Consider the following 22,315-nt stretch of genomic DNA (forward strand, 5'->3'; position numbering starts at 1 on the left):
CGGAGGCTCGCTCAGTCCTCGAACCCCTCCGCCGCCCTCTTCTCCCGCAGCTCCATGATCGCCCGGCGGCGGGCCAGGCGGTGGGTGCGGCGGATCTGGGCTTCCTGGTAGCGGCGCTTGTCGCGTTCGGTCTCCGGGAGGACCGGGGGGACCCGGCGCGGCTTGCCGTCGGAGTCGACGGCCGCGAAGACGAGGTAGGCGGAGCCGACCTGCGTGGGCGGGGTGGACTCGTTCCAGCGTTCGGCCAGGACGCGGACGCCGACCTCCATGGACGTGCGGCCGGTCCAGTTGACCTGTGCCTTGACGTGGACCAGGTCACCGACGCGGACCGGCTCCAGGAACGCCATCTCGTCCATGGACGCCGTCACCGCCGGCCCGCCGGAGTGCCGCCCGGCCACCGCGCCCGCCGCGTCGTCCACCAGCTTCATGATGACCCCGCCGTGCACCGTCCCCAGAAGGTTCGTGTCGTTGTGGGTCATGATGTGGCTGAGGGTGGTGCGGGACGCCGAAGTCGGCTTGCCCGGGATATCCGCAGTGCCGGAATCCGCAGCCGGGGCCTGGTCTGTCATGGCCCCTACCTTATGCCGAGGCGGTATGAGGGGGTTTTGTGTCAGCTTCGCCACAGCCGTGCTCTGATTTTCCGACGACTCTTGTATGGCTCACTACGGGGACCTGCACACTGGGGCGCATGAATGACTGGCCCGAGGGATTCTCCGGTGACAACCGCGGCAACCGTTACGGACGCGGCAGCTCGAGCGCACAGCCCGAGAGCGCCCGTGTCATGCGGCAGGTCCGCCGCGGTCCGGCGGCATCGCCCGGGCAGGCCGGCTACGGCGGCGCCCCGCAGTACCAGGGCGGAGTGCCGCAGCAGCCGTCATACGTCGACGGCGGCGGCTACGGCCCCGGCGACGGCTACGACAGCGGCTACAACACCGGCCAGGTCTACGGCTCACCCGGCGGCAGAGGCCCCGGCGGTCCGGGCGACGGCATGTACGAGCCGCGCCCCGCGCCGAACTGGCGCCGCCGCATCAAGGTGACGGCCATCACGCTCGTGACGCTGCTGGTCGTGACGAGCGTCGGCACCTACTTCTGGGCCGACTCCAAGCTCAACCGCGACGTCGACCTGTCGAAGGTCATCGACCGGCCGGAGGCGGGCGAGGGCACGAACTACCTGATCGTCGGCTCCGACAGCCGTGAGGGCATGTCGGCCGAGGAGAAGAAGAAGCTGCACACCGGCTCCGCCGAGGGCAAGCGCACGGACTCGATGATGATCCTGCACACCGGCGGCAACGGCCCGACGCTGGTCTCGCTGCCGCGTGACTCGAACGTCACCATCCCGTCGTACAAGGGCTCCGACTCCGGCAAGCTCTACCCGGCCACCGGCCGCCAGACCAAGCTGAACGCGGCGTACGCGGAGGACGGCCCCGAGCTGCTGGTCCGTACCGTCGAGGCCAACACGGGCCTGCACATCGACCACTACGTGGAGATCGGCTTCGCCGGCTTCGCGAACATCGTGGACGCGGTCGGCGGCGTCGAGATGGACATCCCGCAGGACATCAAGGACACCAAGTCCGGCGCGGACTTCAAGAAGGGCAAGCAGACCCTCAACGGCGACCAGGCCCTGGCCTTCGTCCGCACCCGGTACGCGCTCGCCGGCTCCGACCTGGACCGCACGAAGAACCAGCAGAAGTTCCTCTCCGCGCTGGCCAACCAGGTCGCCACCCCGAGCACGGTCCTCAACCCGTTCAAGCTGTACCCCACCATGGGCGCGGGCCTGGACTCCCTCGTGGTCGACAAGGACATGGGCCTGTTCGACCTGGCGTCGATGTTCTGGGCGATGAAGGGCGTCAGCGGCGGCGAGGGCAAGTCGATGAACATGCCGATCGCGGGCAACTCCGCCAACGGCAACCTCCAGTGGGACACCGCGAAGGTGAAGACGCTGGTCAGCCAGTTGAAGAACGACGAGACGGTCACCGTCTCGGGCAACTGAGCACCCGCATGCGTCGGGGGCACCCACGGGGGTGCCCCCGACTGCTGTGAGGCGGTCCTCACATCGCGGCGGCCGACATCGACCGGCACGTCTCGGCACAGCGGCGACACGCCTCGGCGCAGCGCATCATCTGGGCGTCGTCCGGCATGGACATACACGCCTCGGCGCACATGTCACAGGCCCGGGCACACATCGCGCACATCTCGGGCGACAGCGGCGAGCGGCGCATCATCATGTCGGCGCACAGACGCGTCATCTCGGCGCAGTCCATGACCGCGCGCATGATCTGCATCTGGGCCTGGCCGCCCATCTGCAGGCAGGAGCTCATGGTCTCCTCGCACACGCTGTGGCAGGTCATGCACGCCTGGACGCACTCCTGCATCTCCTTGCTCAGCGGTGTCATGGTGGCGGGCTGCTGGGTCATGATTCCTCCCGGGGGACGGCGAGAGCCGGGAATCGGCCCTCGTGCTCTTCCGTCCTACGCCTGCCGGGGTCCCACCGCCACGGGGCGGAAGGAACCAATCCGCCATGTGCGCGTCGCGGCCCCTACCGGCACGCCACCTCGTCTCCGCGTACCACCCCGAACTCGCCCTGCCCCGGGTCCTCGGCCCGGACCTTGCGCACGCGTTCGAAATCCGTGCCCGCGATGACCTTCAGGGTCGGGCCCAGGCCCTTGACCGGGCGGAGTTCGCTGCCCGGCAGGGCCATGGCGAGGGACTTGGCCGAGCGGTCCCAGCGCGGGTCGTGGGCGACGATCGTGCGCCTGACGTCGCGGACGGCGGCGTTCACCGGGGCCCGGGTCGTTCTGAAGCCCGTGGAGGCCAGGGCCGCGTCCACTCGGCGGCCCAGCCCGGGCGTGCGCGTGCCGTTTTCCACCTGGACGCGGATCTGCTGCGGGGCGACCGAGACGATCCGGGCCGCGTCGCGCGCCCGGTGCACGGACAGCGGATGGTCCTCGCGCAGGGCGCGGAAGAGCCGCTCCGCCTTCACGGGGTCCCACTTCAGCGTCGAGCCGACGCCCTTCACGGCGAATCCCATCCGCCCGATCGGGACGGTCGTGAACTCGGAGGAGGAGGGGGAGAAGTTCCGCATGGCCCGGCCCAGGTCCAGCATCTGGTCCGTGCCGAAGCCCTTGTCGGCCCGCACCGAGCCGAGCACGGCCCGCGTCACGTCCCGGAACTTCATCGGGTTCAGGAGGATCCCCGAGGAGGTGATCCGTTCCACGAGCGCCGCCATGAAGTGCTGCTGGCGTTTCATCCGGCCCAGGTCCGAGGCCCCGTCGACGTGCCGGGCGCGTACGTACTGCAGCGCCTGCCCGCCGGCCAGTGTGTGCCGCCCGGCCGGGAGGTTCAGGCCGGTGTAGCTGTCCTTCAGTGGGTCGGGGGTGCAGATCCGGACGCCCCCGACCACGTCCACCGTCCTCATGAAGCTGGTGAAGTCGACCTCCAGATAGTGGTCGATCTTCACCTTCGTCATGCTCTCGACCGTCCGCACGGTCAGCTGCGGCCCGCCCTCGGCGTACGCCGCGTTCAGCTTGACCGGGTGCCCCCGGTGCCGCTTGCCCGTCGTACGGTCGACGTGCGCGGGCGTCACGGCGTACGAGTCGCGCGGCAGGCTCACCACACTCGCCCGCTCCCGGTCCGCCGAGATGTGCACGATCATGATCGTGTCGGTGCAGTGGCAGGGTGTCCCGCCCAGCCTGTACCTCCGCCGGTCCTCCTTGCTGATCTTCTCGCGGCCGTCGGTGCCGACCAGCAGTACGTTCATGCCGTGGCCCGCCCGCGGCCGGTTCTTCATGTCCTTGAAGGGGTCGACCCGGGTGATGTCCGCGTCGAGGCTGGTCATCACGGCGTGCCCGATACCGGCGGACGCGAGGACCACCACGGACAGGGTGGTGACCACCCGCATGCCCCAGCGCGGCTTCCGGCGCCGTGCGGGCGGCGTGGGCCTGCGCGGGGCGCGCCCGGGGGAGGGCCGCGGGCGGCGCTGCGGGGCGGCGGTGGACCGAGGGGACCGCGGCGTGGGCAAGGGGACACCTCCGGACGACGGCCGTGCGTGGGATCCGTGAAACCGTAGGCCGATACGATCTGCGGCCCGCGGTACCGCCCCTGCGGCGCGCACCGGTGTCCCCCGTTCGCGGTAACGTGAGGCCCCTATGAACGCCAATCCCGACGTGCGGCTCCCCGCCGTTTCCGTGATCATGCCCGTCCTCGACGAGGAACGGCATCTGCGGGGAGCAGTCCAAGCGATCCTCGCGCAGGAGTACGCCGGCGAGATGGAGGTCGTGATCGCCCTCGGTCCGTCCACGGACCGCACGGACGAGATCGCCGCCGAACTCGTGGCCGAAGACCCGCGCGTGCATACCGTTCCCAACCCGACCGGCCGTACGCCCGCGGCGCTGAACGCGGCGATCAACGCCTCCCGCCACCCGATCGTCGTCCGCGTCGACGGACACGGCATGCTCTCGCCCGACTACATCGCCACCGCCGTACGGCTCCTGGAGGAGACCGGCGCGCAGAACGTCGGCGGCATCATGCACGCCGAGGGCGAGAACGACTGGGAGCGCGCCGTCGCCGCCGCGATGACCTCGAAGATAGGTGTCGGCAACGCCTCCTTCCACACGGGCGGCGAGGCGGGCCCGGCCGAGACCGTCTACCTCGGGGTCTTCCGGCGCGAGGCGCTGGAACAGCAGGGCGGCTACAACGTGGAGTTCATCCGCGCCCAGGACTGGGAGCTGAACTTCCGGATCAGGGAGGCCGGGGGCCTCATCTGGTTCTCGCCGGAGCTGAGGGTGTCGTACCGGCCGCGGCCGAGCGTGAAGGCGCTCGCCAAGCAGTACAAGGACTACGGCCGATGGCGGCATGTCGTCGCCCGCTTCCACGAGGGCTCGATCAACCTGCGCTACCTCGCCCCGCCGACCGCCGTGTGCGCGATCGCGGCCGGCACCCTGGTGGGCGCGCTGCTGACGCCGTGGGGCTTCGTCGTGCCCGGCGGCTATCTCGCGGCGATCCTGCTCGGCTCCGTCCCGGCGGGCCGGGGGCTGCCGCTGAAGGCGCGGCTCCAGATCCCCGTGGCGCTGGCCACCATGCACATGTCGTGGGGCTGGGGCTTTTTGACCAGCCCGCGGTCTCTGGCGAAGAAGGTCATCGCGTCCCGGCGTCCGGCGGTCCGGGCGGACGCGGACGCGACCACGAGCTGACCGGGCGCGCTCACGGGCCCCTTCCTCCGCGGGAGGGGCCCGTTTGCCGTCACCAGGTGAAGTTCGGGTTCACGTGCATACAGGCCTTGTCGTCCGCGCCGTTGAGCGCGTCGGCCGACTTCGGGGTCCGGTCGTCCCGCTTCGGCGCCTTGTAGTCCGCGCCCTCCCGCCAGTCGGCGCCCACGACGAGCGTGACACCTGAGACGCCGGTCGACCGTTTGACCGAACTCAGGGGAATTCCCAGGGCCTTGGCGACGCGCTGCGCGTCGCCCTCCAGGTCGGCGTTCGGGTAGCGGACGACGGTCCGCTCCTCGCTCCAGGAGTCGTTCGTGTCGGCGACGGCCTGGGCGAAGCCCTGCTCCGTCAGCAGCCCGGCCACCGTGCTCGCGCGCCCGCGCGCCGCGGCCAGGGTGTCGGTCCGGGTGCCGTTGCGGACCTGGACGGGAATCTCGTCGTCGGCCGCGGCCGGGTCGGTGGAGGCCTTCACCTCCGCCTTCTTCTTGTCCTTGTCCTTGCCGTCCAGCGCGATGTCGTCCCGCACCAGCCGGAACAACTGCTCGGCGTCCTGTGTGGGTTCCACGCGGGCGCCCACGTACCGGTTGGGCATCGTGGTCATGGTGATGCGCGCCGGCTCGACCTTGCGCAGCTCGTCGCTGAGGTCGTAGAGCTTCTTGACGGTGTCGAGGCCCGGGTCGACCGTCAGCGCCCGGGTGGCCTCCTCGGCCAGTCTGCGGAGCTTGTTCGGGCTGCTGAAGGTGGCGTTCTCGCGCAGCCGGCGGACCAGCGCGTTCATGTACATGTGCTGGGCCTTGGCGCGGGCGAGGTCGCTGCCGTCCTCGAAGCCGTAGCGGGTGCGCAGCCACTGCAGGGCCTGCTCGCCCTGGATGTACGAGGTGCCCTTCTCCAGCTTCAGGCCCGAGCCCTTGCCGTCGGAGGTGCGGGAGTGGATGTTGGCGTCGACGCACACGGGGACCCCGCCGACGGCGTCGGCCATCGCCACCACGCCCGCGAAGTCCACCATGACGAAGTGGTCGATGTGGATGCCGGTGAGCTCCTGCCAGGTGGCCACCGTGCAGCCCGGGCCGCCGTGTCCGAGGCTCTGGTTGGTCATCCTCCGCCCCTGGGACTCCGGGTACACCTCCCCGTCGTCCGGGTCGGTGCACTTCGGGATCTTCACGAGCGTGTCGCGGGGCATGCTGATGACCGACATGTTGGTGCGGTCGGCGGACAGGTGCAGCAGCATCTGCACGTCCGCCAGCGGCGCGGCGCCGAACGTCTCACGGGCGCCGCCGAGTTTCTGGTTCTCCTTGCTGTCCCGCGCGTCCGAGCCGATGAGCAGGATGTTCAGCGGGGTCTGCCCGGCGGCGTTCGGCGTCGGCGCGGCGACCTTGTGGTCGCCGAGGTTCAGGGCGTCCTTCTTGATGTTGCCGTTCAGGTGCCGGTAGTAGAGGTATCCGGCGCCGGCCGTCCCTGCTATGAGGACGGCGAGCACGGCCGCGGACCACCTCAGCAGCCGCCTCGGACGCCGGCGCGTCCCCTCGCCGCCGGGCCTGCCGCCCGTCGCCGACGGGGTGTCACCCGGGCCCGGTTCCCGGCGGACGCCCTGCCGCGACTCGTTCTCCCGCACACCGCTCCGCGTCACTTCCCGGTCCTTCCCGCCCCCCGCGCACGCGACAGGCCCGTCCTGCCTCCTGTTAGACGCATGACGGGCCTGTCAGTTGCCCTCAGCGGGTCAACTCGCGCAGTTCACCTTGTCGGCGGTTGACTTGTCCACGTCCGCCGTCTCGACCGGGGCGTCGAGCTTCACGCCGGCGCCCTTGAAGTCCTTGCCGAGGGTCAGGGTCATGGCGGGCAGCCCCTGGGCGTTGCGCACGCTCTCACCGGGCTTCATCGCCGAACCGGACAGGCCCATGATGTCGGCCAGGCGGCGGGCCTGGTCGGCCTGGCCGGGGGCGTACTCCAGCGTGGTCCTCGCCAGTTCGGCGGGCGCGTTGCCGTCGTTCTCGGACTTGGTCACGCCCTCCTCGACCTGGAGGTACTGGAGGGTCTTCTGCGCGCTGCCGGGGTCGGCACCGCCGTTGAGGATCCGCACCCGGACCTCGGAGGCCGGGGCCTTGCTGCCCTTCAGCCGGGCTGCCTCGGCGTCCTTCTCCTTCTTCTTGCGCTGCTTGACCTCGGTGAGCGAGACATCGTTCTTGATCATGTCGAACAGCTGGGGAGCCTTCGACTGGTTGAGGATGACCGTCGCCTTCACCGTTTCCGCCGGGTTGTCCACCACCGGCACCGTCGTGAAGGCGATGTTCTTCGTCGGCACCTTCTTCAGCTCCAGGGCGATGTCCTTGAGCGTGCCGACGTTGCCGATGGCCTGGTCCACGGTCAGCGCCTTGGTCGCGGCCTCGGCCAGCTTCAGCAGCTTCGAGGGGCTGGTGAGGGTGTCACTGGAGGACATCTTGCGTATGAGCGAGCCCAGGAACTGCTGCTGCACCTTGATCCGGTCCAGGTCACCGCTGTTGCCGAAGCTCTTGCGCGTACGGACGAACGCGAGGGCCTGCTCGCCCTCGACCTTCGACTCGCCCGCGGGCAGGACGAGTTTGGAGTCCTTGTCGTTGACCGGTTTCTCCACACAGACGTCGACCCCGTCCACCGCCGTCGTCAGTGTCTTCACCGCGTTGAAGTCGGCCATCATGAAGTGGTCGACCTGGATGCCGGTGTTCTCCTTCACCGTGCGCATGGTGCAGCCCGGGTCCCGGCCGTTCTCCCCGAGGCTCCTGTTGAAGCGGACGCCCCGCTGGCCCGGGACGACCTTCTCCGAGCCGTCCTCCAGTTTCGTCGGGCAGTCGGGGATGGTCACGATCAGGTCCCGGGGGATGCTGAGCGCGGTCGCGTTGGAGCGGTCTTTCGAGACATGCAGCAGGATCGTGGTGTCGGCGTGCCCGGAGCTGCCCTTGTCGCCGTAGCCCTCGTTGCCCTCACCGGTGCGTTTGTCCGTGCCGATGATGAGGATGCTGAAGGCCTCGTCCTTGCTGAAGTTGCTGGCGCCCGCGCTGCCGATGTCGGTCGTCGTGACGTTGCCCTCCAGGTGCCGGAGGTACAAGTAGCCGGCCCCGCCGGCCCCGACCAGCACGAACGCCATCGTGCCGCCGGTCCACATCAGCACCTTCTTGCCCTTCTTGGGCTTTGGCCGCACCGGCCGGCGGCCACCGCGCCGCCCGGGCGGCGGCTCCTCGGGCGCACCGCGCCGCCGGCGCTGAGGCGGAACGTCGGTGCGGGTGCCGCTCGCTTTCGCCGGGGGAGCGGATCCGCCCGCTTTCCCCGGGGGAGTGGAGCCGCGTGTTCCGGACTCCGGCGACTGCGTTCCGGAGGGATTCAGTCGCAGTTCGTATTCGCCGGTGTTCGGATTGAGTACCCATTGGTCTGCGGGGTCGATCTGGTCCCCCCGGCCACGGCGTTGCGCGTCCACGGTTGTCTGTTTCCTCCGTCGGGGCACGCGGCGCCTTCTCCCCCCGGAAGGCGCACGGGTACTGGTCATCACAGAAGCACTGGATCGCTCACACTATCCGCCCAGTTGAACGCCCGTGTGCGCTGAATGACAAATTCAACGTCCATACATATGGGCAATCCCGCCCAATTTCGCTACCAGCGGTAGGGCGCGTACACGTCCATGCACGTGCCGGTGTCCGAGCCGTTGAGGGCGTCCACGTCGCCGGGCAGGTCCCCGGCCTTCGGAGCCGGCTGCTTCGGATAGGCCGTACCCGTACGCCAGTCGGCGCCCACGACGACCGTGACGCCGGAGACGTCCGTCGACCGCCGTACCGAACTCGCCGGGAGCCCCAGCGACTTGGCGACCCGCGCGGCGTCGCCCGCCAGTTCGGCGCTCGGGTAGCGCACCAGGGTCCGCTCCTCGGACAGTGCGCCCGAGGTGTCCGCGGCGGCCTTCGTGAAGCCCTTCGCCACGAGTGCCCGCGCGATGGCGCCCGCGCGGCCGGTCACCGGGCCGAGGGTGGCCGAACGCGTGGCGTTCTGCACCAGGACACCGATCGCGTCGTCCGCCGCGGCGGGATCCTTGGACGTCTCGGCCGCCTTGGCCGCCTTGGACGTCTTGGCGGTCTTGGCCGTCTTCCCGCCCTTGCCGTCGAAGGGCACGTCGTCGCGGATCATGTCCCACACCCGGTCGGCGTCGGCGCCGGCCGGGACCAGGTGGTTGGGGTCCTTCGGGTCCTCGACCGTGGGCAGTGTCGTCATGGTGATGCGGTCCGTCGGGACCGTCTTCAGCTGCATCCCCAGGTCGTACAGCTTCTTCACCGTGCCGAGCTCCTCGGACACGTGCAGCGACTTGGTCGCCGCCTCGGCCAGGTCCGTCAGCCGGCCGGTGTCGGTGAAGACGTTCTGCGCCTTGAGCGTGCGGATCATCGAGTTCATGTACATGTGCTGCGCCCTGGCCCGCAGCGGGTCGCTGCCCCAGGCATGCCGGGTCCGCAGCCACTGCAGGGCCTGCTCGCCCTGGACCTTCTTCCGGCCGGCCGTCAGCTTCAGACCCGAGCCGCCGGGCACGCCGGGCAGCGGGCGGTCCCACACGTTCTGCCGCACGCACACCTCGACCCCGCCGATGGCGTCGGCCATCTTCACCACGCCCGCGAAGTCGATCGTCATCCAGTGGTCGACGTAGACCCCGGTGAGGTTCTCCCAGGTCGCCAGCGTGCAGCCCGCTCCGCCCCGGGCCAGCGAGGTGTTGATGATCGTGTTGACCGGCGGGTAGGTCCGTCCGGTCTTCGGGTCGGTGCACTTGGGTATGTCGACCCGGGTGTCGCGTGGAATGCTCACCACGGCGGCGCTCTTGCGGTCCGCGGCCAGGTGGATGAGCATCTGCACGTCGGCCAGCGGCGGATTGCCGCGGTCCTTGCGCGCGCCGCCCAGCTTCACGTTCTCGTCGGAGGCACGGCTGTCGGAGCCGATCAGCAGGATGTTCAGGGGCGTCTGCCCGGCCGCGTTCGGAGCGGCCTTCGTCGCCTTGGAGTCGCCGCTGCTGCGCCGGCCCTTCTCGATGTTGCCGTTGAGGTGCTCGTAGTAGAGGTAGCCGGCGCCGGCGGTCGCGAGGATCAGCACGGAGAGGGACGCCGCCGACCAGCGCAGGACGCGGCCCCCGCGACCGGGGCCGGACCGCCGGCCTCCCCGGCGATGCCCGTCGCCCCGCCCGGCCGGACCGCCCGGGTCACCAGGGCCGCCCGGGACCGGACCGCCCGGGACGGCCCCAGGCTTCGTCCCCTCCCCGTACACACTGCTGCTCTGTGCCATCTGCTCTTCCCCACCCCCGTGTCACCCGACAAGGCCTGCCGTACGCCCTGTGAGACGTACGGCAGGCCCGTCAGGTCACTCGGCGCACTCGACCTTGTCCGCCGTTGACTTCTGAACACCCTCCGGCGCCTTCGACGGAGCGGTGAGGGAAGCGCCCGCACCCTTGAAGTCCTTGCCCAGGGTCAGCGTCATCGCCGGCAGCCCCTGGGCGTTCTCCACGCTCTCGCCCGGCTTCATCGCCGACCCGGACAGACCCATGATGTCGGCCAGGCGGCGTGCCTGGTCGGCCTGGTCGGGGGCGTACTCCAGCGTGGTCTTCGCCAGTTCGGCGGGCGCGTTGCCGGCGTTCTCCGACTTGGTCACGCCCTCCTCGACCTGGAGCCAGCTGAGCGTCTCCTGGGCGCTGCCGGGATCGGCACCGCCGTTGAGGATCCGCACCCGGACCTCGGAGGCCGGGGCCTTGCTGCCCTTCAGGCGGGCGGCCACCGCGGCCGCCTCCTTCTTCTTCTTGTCCTTGACCGCGGTGAAGGAGACGTCGTTCTTGATCATGTCGAAGACCTGCGGGGCCGTCGACTCGTTCAGCACGACCGTGCTCTTGACCTTCTCCGCCGGGTTGTCGATCACCGGGGTCGTGGTGAACGTCAGGTTCTTGGTGTTGAGCTTGCCCAGCTCCAGACCGAGGTCCTTCAGCTTGCCGATGCTGTCCAGCTGCGAGTCGACGGTCAGGGCCTTCGTGCCCGCCTCGGCCAGGTCGAGCATCTTGGAGGGGCTGGTGAGCGTGTCGTTGGACTTCAGCTTGCGCATCAGCGCGCTCAGGAACTGCTGCTGGAGCCCGATCCGGCTCAGGTCGCCGCCGAAGCCGACGGCATGCCGGGTCCGCACGAACGCCAGTGCCTGCTCGCCCTCGATGGTGTGCGTGCCCTTCGACAGCTTCAGATGTGAGTCCGGGTCGTCGATGTCCTTGCCCAGACAGACCTCGACCCCGCCGACCGCGCTGGTCAGCGTCTTGACGGCGTTGAAGTCGGCCACCATGAAGTTGTCCGGCTTGACCCCGGTCAGCTCGGTCACGGTCCGCATGGTGCAACTGGGCGTACGGCCGTCCTGGCCGAGGCTGGTGTTGAAGCGGACCTTCTGTGTGCCGGGGATGATCTTCTGCGAGCCGTCCTCCTGCGTGGTCGGGCAGTCCGGCACGTCGACGATCAGGTCACGCGGGATGCTGAGCGCGGTCGCGTTCGAACGGTCCTTGGAGACGTGCAGCAGGATCGTGGTGTCGGCGTGCCCGACACTGCCCGCGTCGCCGTAGTTCTCGTTGCCCTTGCCGGTGCGCTTGTCCGTGCCGATCAGCAGGATGTTGATGGCCTTGTCCTTCTGGAAGCCACCGGTGCTCGCGCCGTCGTCGGAGACGGACGCGATGTTGTTGTTCAGGTGCTCGATGTAGAAGTACGCGGCGCCCGCACCGGCGACCAGCACGAACGCCATCGCGCCGCCGGTCCACAGCAGGACCTTCTTGCCCTTCGCGGCCTTCTTGGCGGGCCGCCGCCCGCGCCGGCCCGGCAGCGGCTCCTCGGGCGCCCCGCGGCGCCTGCGCGGCGGGGCACCGCGGCCGGGCGTCTCGGGCCGCGGGCGGCCGGGTGCGTCCGTGCGACTGCCGGCGTCCCTACGGCCGCCGGCATCCCTACGGCCGCGCGCCGGGGGGGCGCCGGCGGGGGCCGGTGGCCTGCGAGGGCTGGGGACACCCGACTGCGGTGCGGAAGGGGGCAGTCGCAGTTCGTAATCGCCGGTGTTCGGATTGAGTACCCACTGGTCTGCGGGATCGATATCGTCCGCCCGCCCACGGCCTTGCGCGTCCACGGTCGTCTGTTTCCTCCGTCGGGGCACGCGGCGCCTCCCCCTCCAAGGCACCCGGGTCTCGGTCACACAGTGCGCGACCTCAGGACCGTCCTCAGAGCCGGGCGCACCGGACCGCTCACATTAACGGCCCAGTTCAGTGCCGAGCGACGACGGTGACGCATTGCACGTCCCTACACCTGGGCAATTCGCCCATTTCCTGGGTGAAGAGTCCGTTGCTTTGGAGTGGCCTTGGTGCCCGCTTTACTCACAGGTGTCCTCGGCTGCCGTGTTCCCCCGGAACGTCGGTGGCGGAGAAACGGTGACGGCAGGCCCGGTGAACGGCCCCGGATGCGAATCCCCGTACGACCCGTCACGCGCATCGGTAGGCCTCAGCGGGGCGGAACCACGCGGAACCTTCCCGGCCACCACCACGGGTGTGTCCGTACGCAACCGCTCGAACAACCTCTCCGCCTCGGGCTCCACGAGTTGGTCGCGATTGGCGTCGTACGCGTACGACTCCCGGGGAACGGTCAGGAATTGCACACGTTTCATGGGGATGTCGCGCAGCCCGCGCACGAGTTCGTACAAACCGCGAAGGCTGGCCAGATCCGGATCGGTTGTGAGAGAGGACGTGGCGGCGTCCAGCACCGGATACAGCTTCACCGGATTCAGCAGGACGTCATTGCTGCGTACTTTGTTGACGAGTGCCCCGAGGAATCGTTGCTGCCGTTCCATCCGCTCCGTGTCACTGCCGTCACCGAGCGTCTTGCGGGCGCGGACATAGCCCAGCGCCTGCTCGCCGTCGAGGGTCACCCGCCCGGCGGGGAGCCGCAGCTTGGCGGCCCGGTCGTCGATCGGCTCCCGCAGGCACACCTCCACCCCGTCGACCGCGTCGACCATCTCCTTGAAGCCGTGGAAGTCGACGACGACGTGGTTGTCGACGCGGATGTCGGTGAGCTTCTCGACGGTCCGGATGGTGCAGGCCGAGCCGCCCACCTGGAACGCCTGGTTGAACATGGTGAACCGGGGCGCGCTGCGCGACCCGTCCGGGCGCCGGCAGCCCGGCACGTTCACCATCAGGTCCCGGGGCAGGGAGACCGCGGTGGCGCTGCCCCGGCCCGCGGACAGGTGCAGCAGGATCGTGGTGTCCGACCGCTCGGTCCCGGAGTCACGCCCGTAGCGCGCGTTGTCCCCTTGGCGTGAGTCGGATCCGATCAGCAGGATGTTCCGCGCGCCCTTGACCAGCGAGGTGGGCCGCTCCTTCTCGTACCGCGCGAGCTCCGCGGCGGCGGCCTCGTCGGGCGTGATGTTCCCGCTGAGCTTCGCGTACACGGCCCAGCCTGCCCCGGCGGCCGCGACGACGACACCGGCGACGCCGAACGCCCCGATCCGCATCCACCGCCGCCGACGCCGCCGCACCAGCCCCGGCCCACTGGCGGAGGCTCCCGCCCCCGGCCCAAGCCTCCCGCTGTCGCCCACGACAGAGACCACCCCTCACGACGTACGAACGTGCGCGCGCACTGCTCCTACGACTGTGGCGTGGATGAGGGGTGGGGGTGGGGTGGGGATGGGCTGAACGGGGCAACGGGCCCAGCCGCGGGCAGTCGTGCCTCCCCCCCCCGGTGCCTCGGGCACAGGCCCTACCGGGCGATAGCCGTAACCCGCTCACTCTCCACCCGCTTGTCCAGCACGCCCTCCCCGGCCTGCTCAAGATGCCGGCACAGCACCACAGAACCCCCCGTGGCCAACGGCGCGTACAACCCCGCGTTCAGCCCCTCCCACGTGTCATACGGCAACCCCGACAAAATCCGGGACCCCGGCCCCGTCAGCCCCAGCCCCGCCGCCTCCGCCCGAGCCCGCTCGACCACCTCGGCCCCGCTGAACTCCCGCCCCGCCACGATCAGCGCGGGCTCGTCCGGATCCACCGGCGCGTACGGCGCGAACCGGTCCCCCTGCCCCGGCACCTCCACCGCGTAGTCGGCAAACCCCTCGGGTGCCTGCGGAAACCGCCCCCCGAGCGGCCGCAGCGCCATCGCGATCCGCGCCCCGGAACACGCCCGCGCCGCCTGAAGCCCGTCCGGCCCGCTCACCACGACATCGGCCGCCCGCGCGTCCCCCGACACGTCCGCGACGACTCCCACCGACGAACACGCCAGCAGCCACACCGCCGTCTGCCAGTGCGCGGGCAGCAACAGCGCCACCCGGTCCCCGGGCTCGACGGACAACTCGTCCTGGAGGAGGTTGGCGGTCTTGGCCACCCAATTGGAGAAGGTGGCCACGGACAGTTCGACACGTTCGCCCGTGGCGTCGTCGTAGAAGGTCACCAGGGGGCGTCCCGGATCCGCGGCGAGTGCGGAATTCAGCAGGTCGGCAGGGGTGCGATCGGTGGCGTTCACCCGCGCAAGCGTACGCGGCGCCCCAGCCTCCGCCCAACGCTTCCGGCCCCCGCCCCGACGCGATTCCGCCACCGGTTCGGCCGAACCGGACCGACGGCCCGTCAAATCCCAAATGGACAGGCTTATAGGACTATGTCCAAGATCAGGGGCATGCACGGATTTCTTGCTTCTTCGATCGGTGTCACCTGTGCGGCCGCTCTGGCCCTTCCGCTCACTCCGCCCGCCGTCGCGGCGACGGCGAGACCGGCGCCGACCACGGAAGCCGCCACGGCAGCGAGACCCGCGCCCCACGCGGGGACACCGGACAAGAGCCTCACCAGCCGGCGCGCGGCCGAACCGTACGCCCCTGGCAGCACCCAGTCCCTCCCCCTCGAACACCTCACCCGCGACCGCGCCACCCCCACCGCCCCCGAGCAGGGTCTGACGCCCCGGGCCGTACGCCACTTCTCCCTCGTCGGCGTCGTCTGGGACGACCCGGCGGCCGAACTGCACGGCCGCGTCCAGGTCCGCACCCGCGCCGCCGGCACCGGCACCTGGTCGGGCTGGCAGGACGTCGAGACGCACAACGGCGACCACGCGGCCGATCCGGACACCCCCGAGAGGGCCTTCGGCGTTCGCGGCGCCACGGCACCGCTGTGGGTCGGCGACTCCGACGGCGTGGAACTCCGCGTCCGCTCCGCACCCGAGAGCGCGGCAGACGACTCCGCGGACCACGCCACGGGCACCCGCAACCTGCCCGCCGCGCCCCCGCTCCCCTCCGGCCTCCGCCTCGAACTCGTCGACCCGGGCGACGACGCCCCACCGCCCGACGCCTCCGCCGCCGGCCTTCGCGCCGACGGCCTTCGCGCGGCCGGCCTCGCCGGCGGGAACTCCGTGGCCACCGAAGCCTCCGCCGTCAACGCCCGCCTGGCGCCCCTCGGGGCTTTCGCGATCCGGGCACTGAACCGCACGGAGACCGAGCGGGCGTCCCTCGCCCTCGACGCCGGCGAGCTGACGGAGCAGCAGCGGGCGAAACCGTACGCCGGCCCGCGCCCGAGCATCGTCACGCGGCGCGGCTGGGGCGCGGACGAGGGGCTGCGCGAGCGGGGTTTCCGGTACACGAAGAAGGTCAAGGCGGCCTTCGTGCACCACACGGCCAGCGGCAACAACTACCGCTGCTCGCAGTCCCCGTCACTCATCCGCAGTATCTACCGCTACCACGTCAAGAGCATGGGCTGGCGGGACATCGGCTACAACTTCCTCATCGACAAGTGCGGAAAGATCTACGAGGGCCGGGCCGGTGGCGTGGCCAGGCCGGTCCTCGGCGCGCACACCCTTGGTTTCAACAGCAACAGCATGGGGATCGCCGTCCTCGGGTCGTACGGCTCCAAGAAGCCGTCGTCCGCCTCCATCCGGGCCGTCGCCCGGCTCACCGCGTGGAAGCTGGGCCTGTACGGCGTCAACCCGCGGGGTAAGACCTACCTGACGTCGGGGGGGAGCAATCTCTACCGAAAAGGCAAGAAGGTGCGACTGAACGTGATCTCCGGGCACCGGGACGGCTTCATCACGGAGTGCCCGGGGCGGAAGCTCTACAGCAAGCTCGGCTCGGTCCGCTCGAAGGCGGCTCAGTACCAGGGCCGCTGAGACACACACGTTCACCGCCCTCGGGGGCAGCGGGCGGAAATGCCGCACGGCCGGCGAAGGCGCCACGGAACGGTCTGCATACACTGACCGGCCGAAAGACAGTTCGACCGGTCCCGGCAGGAAGCAGAGACGACACGTGACAGAAGCGATCCTCCTGGTCGGCGGCAAGGGCACCCGGCTGCGCCCGCTCACGGTGCACACGCCCAAGCCCATGGTGCCGGCGGCCGGGGTGCCCTTCCTCACGCACCAACTGGCGAGGGCGAGAGCGGCGGGCGTCGAGCACATCGTCCTCGCCACGTCCTATCTGGCCGAGGTCTTCGAGCCGTACTTCGGCGACGGTTCCGCGCTGGGGCTGCACCTGGAGTACGTGACGGAGGAGGAGCCCCTGGGCACGGGCGGCGCCATCCGCAACGTGGCCTCCCGGCTGCACTCCGGCCCCGACGACCCGGTGCTGATCTTCAACGGCGACATCCTGACGGGCCTCGACATCCGGGCCCTGGTCGGCACCCACGAGTCGACGGGCGCGGACATCTCCCTGCACCTCACCAAGGTCACGGACCCGCGCGCCTACGGTCTCGTCCCCACGGACGACACGGGCAGGGTCCTGGCGTTCCTGGAGAAGCCGCAGACGCCCGAGGAGATCGTCACCGACCAGATCAACGCGGGGGCGTACGTCTTCCGCCGCTCGGTCATCGACACGATCCCGCAGGGCCGGCCGGTGTCTGTGGAACGCGAGACGTTTCCGGACCTGTTGAGCGCCGGGGCGCACCTCCAGGGCATGGTCGACTCGACGTACTGGCTGGACCTGGGCACACCGGCGGCGTTCGTCCGGGGCTCGGCGGACCTGGTCCTGGGCCGGGCTCCGTCCCCGGCGGTCCCCGGCCGCTGCGGCGACCGCCTGGTCCTGCCGACGGCGACGGTCGCGGCCGACGCGAAGCTGTCCGGCGGCACGGTGGTCGGCGAGGGCGCGTTCGTCGCGGAGGGCGCCCGCGTCTTCGGCAGTACGATCCTGTCGGGCGCCGTGATCGAGCCCGGTGCGGTCATCACCGACTCCCTCGTAGGCACCCGGGCCCGCGTCGGCGAACGCTCCGTCCTCACCGGCACGGTCATAGGCGACGGCGCGGTCATCGGCCCCGACAACGAACTCCGCGACGGCGCCCGCATCTGGTGCGACGCCCAAATCCCCGCAGGAGCGGTCCGCTTCTCATCGGACCAGTAGGCACGTGCGCGAGCGGGCCCTGGCTGCGGGCATGCGTGCCGCCAGGGGCGGCACGGGTGGGCGCGGCGGCACCCCGCTCCGCCGGGGTGCGGACCCACCCGACCCCGGCCCTCACGCCGCAGCACCAGAGACCGGGCAGCACCAGAACCGGGCAGCACATCACAAAGCCCCGATATCCCAATGCGGCATCTTCGGCGCCCTCCGCCCCGGCACCACCCCGCTCAGCAAAATCAACCGAGCCGCCCGATGCCGCTGCCCCGCATACGGCCGAAGCAACTCCAGCATCACCGAGTCGTCCGCATCCCGGTCCCCGGCCAGCGCCCACCCCACGATCCGGGGCAGATGCAGATCCCCCACGGTCACCTCGTCCGGCGCCCCATGACTGCGCTGCACCGTCTCCGCCGACGTCCACGGCCCCACCCCCGGCACCAGCTCCAACCGCGCCCGAGCCGCCCCCGGCTCCATCCCGGCCGCCTCCTCCAGCCGCCCGGCCACCCGAACCGCACGCAGAATCGTCGACGCCCGCTTGTTGTCGACCCCGGCCCGATGCCACTCCCACGACGGGATCAACGCCCACTCCCGAGGCGCCGGCATCACACACATCCGCCCGGGCGCGGGCCCGGGCGCCGGCTCCCCGAACTTCCGCACCAGCAACCGCCACGCCCGATACGCCTCATCGGTCGTGACCTTCTGCTCCAGAATCGACGGGATCAGCGACTCCAGCACCAGCCCGCTCCGCGTCAGCCTGAGCCCCGGCCGCCGATGCCGGGCCAGCGCCACCAGCCGGTGCCGGGGCACGAACACGGACGGGTCGTCGGCGGCCCCGAGCAACTCCGGCAACCGGTCCAGCAACCACTGCGCCCCGGGCCCCCAGGCCTGGCCGCGCACCCCGCCGCCGTACGCGCACACCCGTAGCGTCCCGGGCCCGGCGGGTGTACGGCAGGCCCGCCACACGGACCCGTCCGGCATCGCCCGGAACGTCGGATCACCCGGCCCGCGCCGCAGCGGCCCGAGCACCAGCCCGAGATCCAGCGGCCCGTCCGGCGCCCAGTCGCGCACCCGCCCCGGCCCCGAGGCCTGCGCCGGCCTGGCCGTCTGCCGCGGCACGCCCCCGGCCACGCCGGCATGCCCGCCGCGCACCGTCGTACGCGTAGGGGGCCGGGGAGCGAACCGTCCTGCCATGAGTGAAGTCCCTGGGAAGCGATGCGAAGCGAGAGGAGCCCTACGAGCGTAGGCGCCGGCCGGCGCCGGTCACCGCACCTCGATGAAGGCCCCCGCATCCCGCTCCGGCCGTGGACGCGGTTCCTGCGCCGGATGCCCGACCGCCACCGCGCCCATCGGATCCCAGTCGTCCGGCAGTCCCAGCACCTCGCGCACCACGTCCCGGCAGAACATCGTCGAGGACACCCACGCCGAGCCCAGCCGCTCCCCGGCCAGCGCGACCAGGAAGTTCTGCACGCCGGCACCGGCGGCGACCACGAACATCTCCCGCTCGGCCCCGTCGCGCCGCGCGTCGCCGTAGGTGTGCGAGCCGTCCATGACCAGACAGGGGACGACGAGGTACGGCGCGTTGCGCAGGACGTCCCCGCGGCGCACCCGCTTGGCGATGGACTCCTCCGTCTTGCCGTCCCGCCGCAGATCGGCGATCCACGCGTCGCGCATGGCGTCGAGCAGCCGCGTCCGCGACTCCTCGGACTCCAGCAGCACGAAGCGCCAGGGGGTGGTGTGGTGCGGCGCCGGCGCCGTCACGGCCGCGGCCACCGCCCGCCGTACCGCGCCGGGGTCGACGGGCTCGTCCGTGAAGGCCCGGACCGTGCGCCGCTGGGTCACGGCCAGCCGTACCGCCTCCGACGTGCCGAGCCGGAACATGTCGTCGCGCGCGCCGCGGACCATGGCCCGCGCTCCCTCTCCGTCGCCCGGCGCGAGCACGTGCGGCAGGCCGCGCACCACGGCGACGGGCAGCCCGGCCGCCTTGCCCTTGACCAGGTCGCCGGCCGCGGCGAGTTCGTCGGCGGTGGCGACGACGGTGGCGCTGAGCGGGTTGCCGTGCGCGTCCGTGCCCCCGCGCAGATCGTCCAGTACGCGCACCCCGGCGGCGCCGATCGCGACGTCCGTGAGCCCCGCGCGCCAGGGCCGCCCGAACGTGTCGGTGACGACGACACCGACGTCGACGCCGAGGATGTCCCGCAGCCCGTCGCGGATCGCGCGGGCGGAGGCGTCCGGATCCTCGGGCAGCAACAGCACCGTCCCGGCAGGGGTGTTGGACGCGTCCACGCCGGCCGCGGCCATGACGAGGCCCTGCCGGTTCTCGACGATCCGGAGGCTGCCGCGCCGGGCGACCACGCGGACCGTCTCGGCGTCGATGACCGCCTCCCGGTCGGCCGCCCGGACCGCCCGGCCCTCCGCCTTGGACACGATCTTCGACGTGACCAGCAGGACGTCCCCGTCGGCCAGACCGGGCTCGGCGGCCGCGATCAGCTTGGCCAGGTCGTCCCCGGCCGTGACCTCGGGCATCCCGCCCAGGGCCCACACCCGGTACCCGTCGGCACCCTGCCGGTTCTCCGGGACCTCGCCGCTCACGCTCCCCGCACCTCCTCCGCCAGTGCCAGGGCCTCCCGCGCCATCCGCGCGGTCGCTTCGGCGTCGGTCATCATCAGCGGCACGGCCCGGCAGCGGATCCCGGCGGCCTCGACCCGCTCCACCACGCCGGCGTCCACCGTGTCGACCAGCCAGCCGTCCAGCAGGCCCGAGCCGTAGTGCTCGGCCACCGCCGGCGCGGTCGACTCGACGCCCACGGCGGCGAGCACCTTGTCGGCCATGCCCCGCACGGGCGCGTCACCGACGATGGGGGACAGGCCGACCACCGGCACCCCGGCGTCGGCGATGGACTCCCGGATACCGGGCACGGCGAGGATCGTGCCGATCGACACGACCGGGTTGGACGGCGGGAAGAGGATCACGTCCGCCTCGGCGATCGCCTCCAGCACACCCGGCGCGGGCTTCGCCTGGTCGGCACCGACCGGCACGATCGCCTCCGCGGGCACCGAGGCGCGCAGCCGCACCCAGTACTCCTGGAAGTGGACGGCCTTGCGCTCACCGTCGACCTCGACGGCCACGTGGGTCTCGACGCGGTCGTCGGACATCGGGATCAGCCGCACGCCCGGCTGCCACCGGTCGCACAGCGCCTGGGTCACCGCGCTCAGCGGGTACCCGGCGCCGATCATCTGCGTCCGCACGATGTGCGTGGCGAAGTCCCGGTCGCCGAGGCCGAACCACTCGGGCCCGACGCCGTACGCCGCGAGTTCCTCCTTGAGGTGGAAGGTCTCGTCGGCGCGCCCCCAGCCCTGCTCCTCGTTGATGCCGCCGCCGAGCGTGTACATCACCGTGTCCAGGTCCGGGCAGACCTTCAGCCCGAAGAGGTGGATGTCGTCCCCGGTGTTGCCGATGACCGTGATGTCCGCGTCCGGCACGGCACGCTTCAGACCACGCAGGAACCGGGCACCACCGATGCCGCCTGCCAGAACCACAATGCGCATGGAAGCCAGTCTTGCAGGCGCCGGTGACAACCGGTCGGCGGCTGCGGCAACCGGTCAGGCCCTCACGCCGACCGGTCAGGCATGTCGCGGCAACCGGTCAGCTATGTCGCACCAACCGTCAGGCGTTCACGGCACCCGGCAGGGTCCGGGCCTCGCAGTGCTGGGCCGTGTGCATCGGCATCTCCGTCAGGCCCGGGTAGTAGACGTGCAGGCTGACCGCCGGCTCCAGTGCGTCGTTGACGACTTCGTGCACGTACCCCGGCGCGAAAACGCGCTGCGCGCCTGCCCGCAACGCGCGCGTGCCCCGCTCCGTGCGCTCGGTCAGGGTGCCGTCCAGCACGGTCAGCACACCGGAGGAGCGGCCGTGGTCGTGCAGCCCCCCGCTGCCCTGCCCGGGCACCCAGGACAGCAGCCACACCTCGTAGCCCGGGCCGGTGCGCAGCCGGTGGTACCAGCGGCTGGTCGCGTCGTACCGGACGAGGTGCTCCCACTGGGAGCGGTCGGCGGCGATGGAGCGGGCGAGTCCGACGAACTCGGCGACGGTCGCCGGGTGCTCGCGCGGGGCCTGGAGCAGATGCGGGACTTCGAGGATGTCGCCGGCGATCTGGAGGTCGCTGTCGCTGTTCATGGGTGGTGGTGGTTCCTCAGTGAAAGAAGGTCAGAGGGAACAGGGACCGAGAGCGGGCGGCTCGGCCCTCAGCTGGAGCAGATGGAGCTCAACAGCCGGAACAGCAACAGCTACAGCGAGCGCGGGCAGCACCGTGGGACCCGGCGGTGCGGGTCGAGGTGAGTGCCGAGTTCGCGAGCATGCCCACAAGGACACCGGTTCACACCGTCACTGTCAACTCGGCACCCACCCTGTGGGATGTGGTTCACCTCATCCGGTCGTTCACTCAGATGAAAGGTTTGTCCATGGCCCGCCCGGGACACATGGCGTCCAACCGGGCGCACGAAACCCCGTTGCGTAGTTGTGATCCGAATGTGATCCGCTTCGCTTCGTGGTGCGTGCCGGAACGAGATCGAACCTCTGGGCGTCCTTCTTCGTAAGGGTCTGCAAGGGGTCCGGCGGACGACGCGAGCTCCTGCGGGCTCCGTTGGTGTGTCAGGTTTTATGGTGATTTGAACACTTTCCGCTTGGGCTTGGTTCCGCAGAGTGAATAAGGGGCTCAATAGCAGATCTCGGCTTGACTCGCCCGGAGCAGCACACTTGTAATTTCACTCGTGTCGTTC

Annotated in this window: 17 protein-coding genes; 4 read left to right on the forward strand and 13 right to left on the reverse strand. The window is 70.9% G+C overall.

The features are described 5' to 3' along the window. Positions 1–11: 11 nt before the first annotated feature. A complete protein-coding gene (locus tag ACFZDA_RS11555) occupies positions 12–569 on the reverse strand; it encodes a hotdog domain-containing protein (protein ID WP_391078448.1) in 558 nt (185 codons plus the stop codon). Between the two features lie 119 nt (positions 570–688). Between ACFZDA_RS11555 and ACFZDA_RS11560 the strand changes: the two genes are divergently transcribed. After that, complete coding sequence (locus ACFZDA_RS11560; RefSeq protein WP_391078451.1) at positions 689–1,990, forward strand: LCP family protein; 1,302 nt, start codon at positions 689–691, stop codon at positions 1,988–1,990. 58 nt (positions 1,991–2,048) lie between these two features. Here the strand turns inward: ACFZDA_RS11560 and ACFZDA_RS11565 are convergent, their stop codons facing one another. Together ACFZDA_RS11565 and ACFZDA_RS11570 are read right to left on the reverse strand one after the other, a co-directional pair. After that, positions 2,049–2,414: a four-helix bundle copper-binding protein gene (locus ACFZDA_RS11565; RefSeq protein WP_391078454.1), complete on the reverse strand. Its 366-nt coding sequence runs from the start codon at positions 2,412–2,414 to the stop codon at positions 2,049–2,051. A 122-nt stretch (positions 2,415–2,536) separates the two neighbouring features. Continuing rightward, entirely contained in the window at positions 2,537–3,898 is a 1,362-nt protein-coding gene (locus ACFZDA_RS11570; RefSeq protein WP_391078582.1) for an LCP family protein, read from the reverse strand. Between the two features lie 247 nt (positions 3,899–4,145). Between ACFZDA_RS11570 and ACFZDA_RS11575 the strand changes: the two genes are divergently transcribed. Then, positions 4,146–5,189: a glycosyltransferase gene (locus ACFZDA_RS11575; RefSeq protein ID WP_391078457.1), complete on the forward strand. Its 1,044-nt coding sequence runs from the start codon at positions 4,146–4,148 to the stop codon at positions 5,187–5,189. A 49-nt stretch (positions 5,190–5,238) separates the two neighbouring features. On the opposite strand, the gene ACFZDA_RS11580 is transcribed toward ACFZDA_RS11575, so the two are convergent. The 6 genes from ACFZDA_RS11580 to ACFZDA_RS11605 form a co-directional block, all read right to left on the reverse strand. Further along, complete coding sequence (locus ACFZDA_RS11580) at positions 5,239–6,831, reverse strand: LCP family protein (RefSeq protein WP_391078460.1); 1,593 nt, start codon at positions 6,829–6,831, stop codon at positions 5,239–5,241. A 90-nt stretch (positions 6,832–6,921) separates the two neighbouring features. Next, positions 6,922–8,649, reverse strand: a complete 1,728-nt coding sequence (locus ACFZDA_RS11585; RefSeq protein ID WP_391078463.1) for an LCP family protein — start codon at positions 8,647–8,649, stop codon at positions 6,922–6,924. Positions 8,650–8,822: 173 nt separating this feature from the next. Then, positions 8,823–10,481, reverse strand: a complete 1,659-nt coding sequence (locus ACFZDA_RS11590; protein WP_391078466.1) for an LCP family protein — start codon at positions 10,479–10,481, stop codon at positions 8,823–8,825. A 75-nt stretch (positions 10,482–10,556) separates the two neighbouring features. Beyond that, complete coding sequence (locus tag ACFZDA_RS11595; protein WP_391078469.1) at positions 10,557–12,332, reverse strand: LCP family protein; 1,776 nt, start codon at positions 12,330–12,332, stop codon at positions 10,557–10,559. Between the two features lie 240 nt (positions 12,333–12,572). Beyond that, complete coding sequence (locus tag ACFZDA_RS11600; RefSeq protein ID WP_391078472.1) at positions 12,573–13,706, reverse strand: LCP family protein; 1,134 nt, start codon at positions 13,704–13,706, stop codon at positions 12,573–12,575. A 245-nt stretch (positions 13,707–13,951) separates the two neighbouring features. Beyond that, positions 13,952–14,707: a TIGR03089 family protein gene (locus ACFZDA_RS11605; RefSeq protein WP_391078475.1), complete on the reverse strand. Its 756-nt coding sequence runs from the start codon at positions 14,705–14,707 to the stop codon at positions 13,952–13,954. A 150-nt stretch (positions 14,708–14,857) separates the two neighbouring features. Here ACFZDA_RS11605 and ACFZDA_RS11610 point away from each other — a divergent pair, with 150 nt between their 5' ends. Together ACFZDA_RS11610 and ACFZDA_RS11615 are read left to right on the forward strand one after the other, a co-directional pair. After that, a complete protein-coding gene (locus ACFZDA_RS11610) occupies positions 14,858–16,330 on the forward strand; it encodes an N-acetylmuramoyl-L-alanine amidase (RefSeq protein ID WP_391078478.1) in 1,473 nt (490 codons plus the stop codon). A gap of 136 nt (positions 16,331–16,466) precedes the next feature. Next, a complete protein-coding gene (locus ACFZDA_RS11615) occupies positions 16,467–17,549 on the forward strand; it encodes a sugar phosphate nucleotidyltransferase (RefSeq protein ID WP_391078480.1) in 1,083 nt (360 codons plus the stop codon). A gap of 159 nt (positions 17,550–17,708) precedes the next feature. Here ACFZDA_RS11615 and ACFZDA_RS11620 read toward each other — a convergent pair whose 3' ends face one another. The 4 genes from ACFZDA_RS11620 to ACFZDA_RS11635 all read right to left on the reverse strand — a co-directional run bounded on the left by ACFZDA_RS11620 (position 17,709) and on the right by ACFZDA_RS11635 (position 21,713). Then, entirely contained in the window at positions 17,709–18,731 is a 1,023-nt protein-coding gene (locus ACFZDA_RS11620) for a DNA-3-methyladenine glycosylase family protein (protein ID WP_391078482.1), read from the reverse strand. A 69-nt stretch (positions 18,732–18,800) separates the two neighbouring features. After that, positions 18,801–20,063, reverse strand: coding sequence for a coenzyme F420-0:L-glutamate ligase (locus tag ACFZDA_RS11625; protein ID WP_391078585.1), 1,263 nt, complete (start codon positions 20,061–20,063; stop codon positions 18,801–18,803). 62 nt (positions 20,064–20,125) lie between these two features. After that, positions 20,126–21,085 carry a 2-phospho-L-lactate transferase gene (gene cofD, locus ACFZDA_RS11630; RefSeq protein ID WP_391078485.1) on the reverse strand — a complete coding sequence of 320 codons (960 nt, stop codon included), beginning with the start codon at positions 21,083–21,085 and terminating at the stop codon, positions 20,126–20,128. Between the two features lie 118 nt (positions 21,086–21,203). After that, positions 21,204–21,713, reverse strand: coding sequence for a cupin domain-containing protein (locus tag ACFZDA_RS11635; protein WP_391078488.1), 510 nt, complete (start codon positions 21,711–21,713; stop codon positions 21,204–21,206). Between the last annotated feature and the right edge of the window lie 602 nt (positions 21,714–22,315).

Source organism: Streptomyces sp. NPDC007991, assembly GCF_042958445.1.
Classification (GTDB): domain Bacteria; phylum Actinomycetota; class Actinomycetes; order Streptomycetales; family Streptomycetaceae; genus Streptomyces.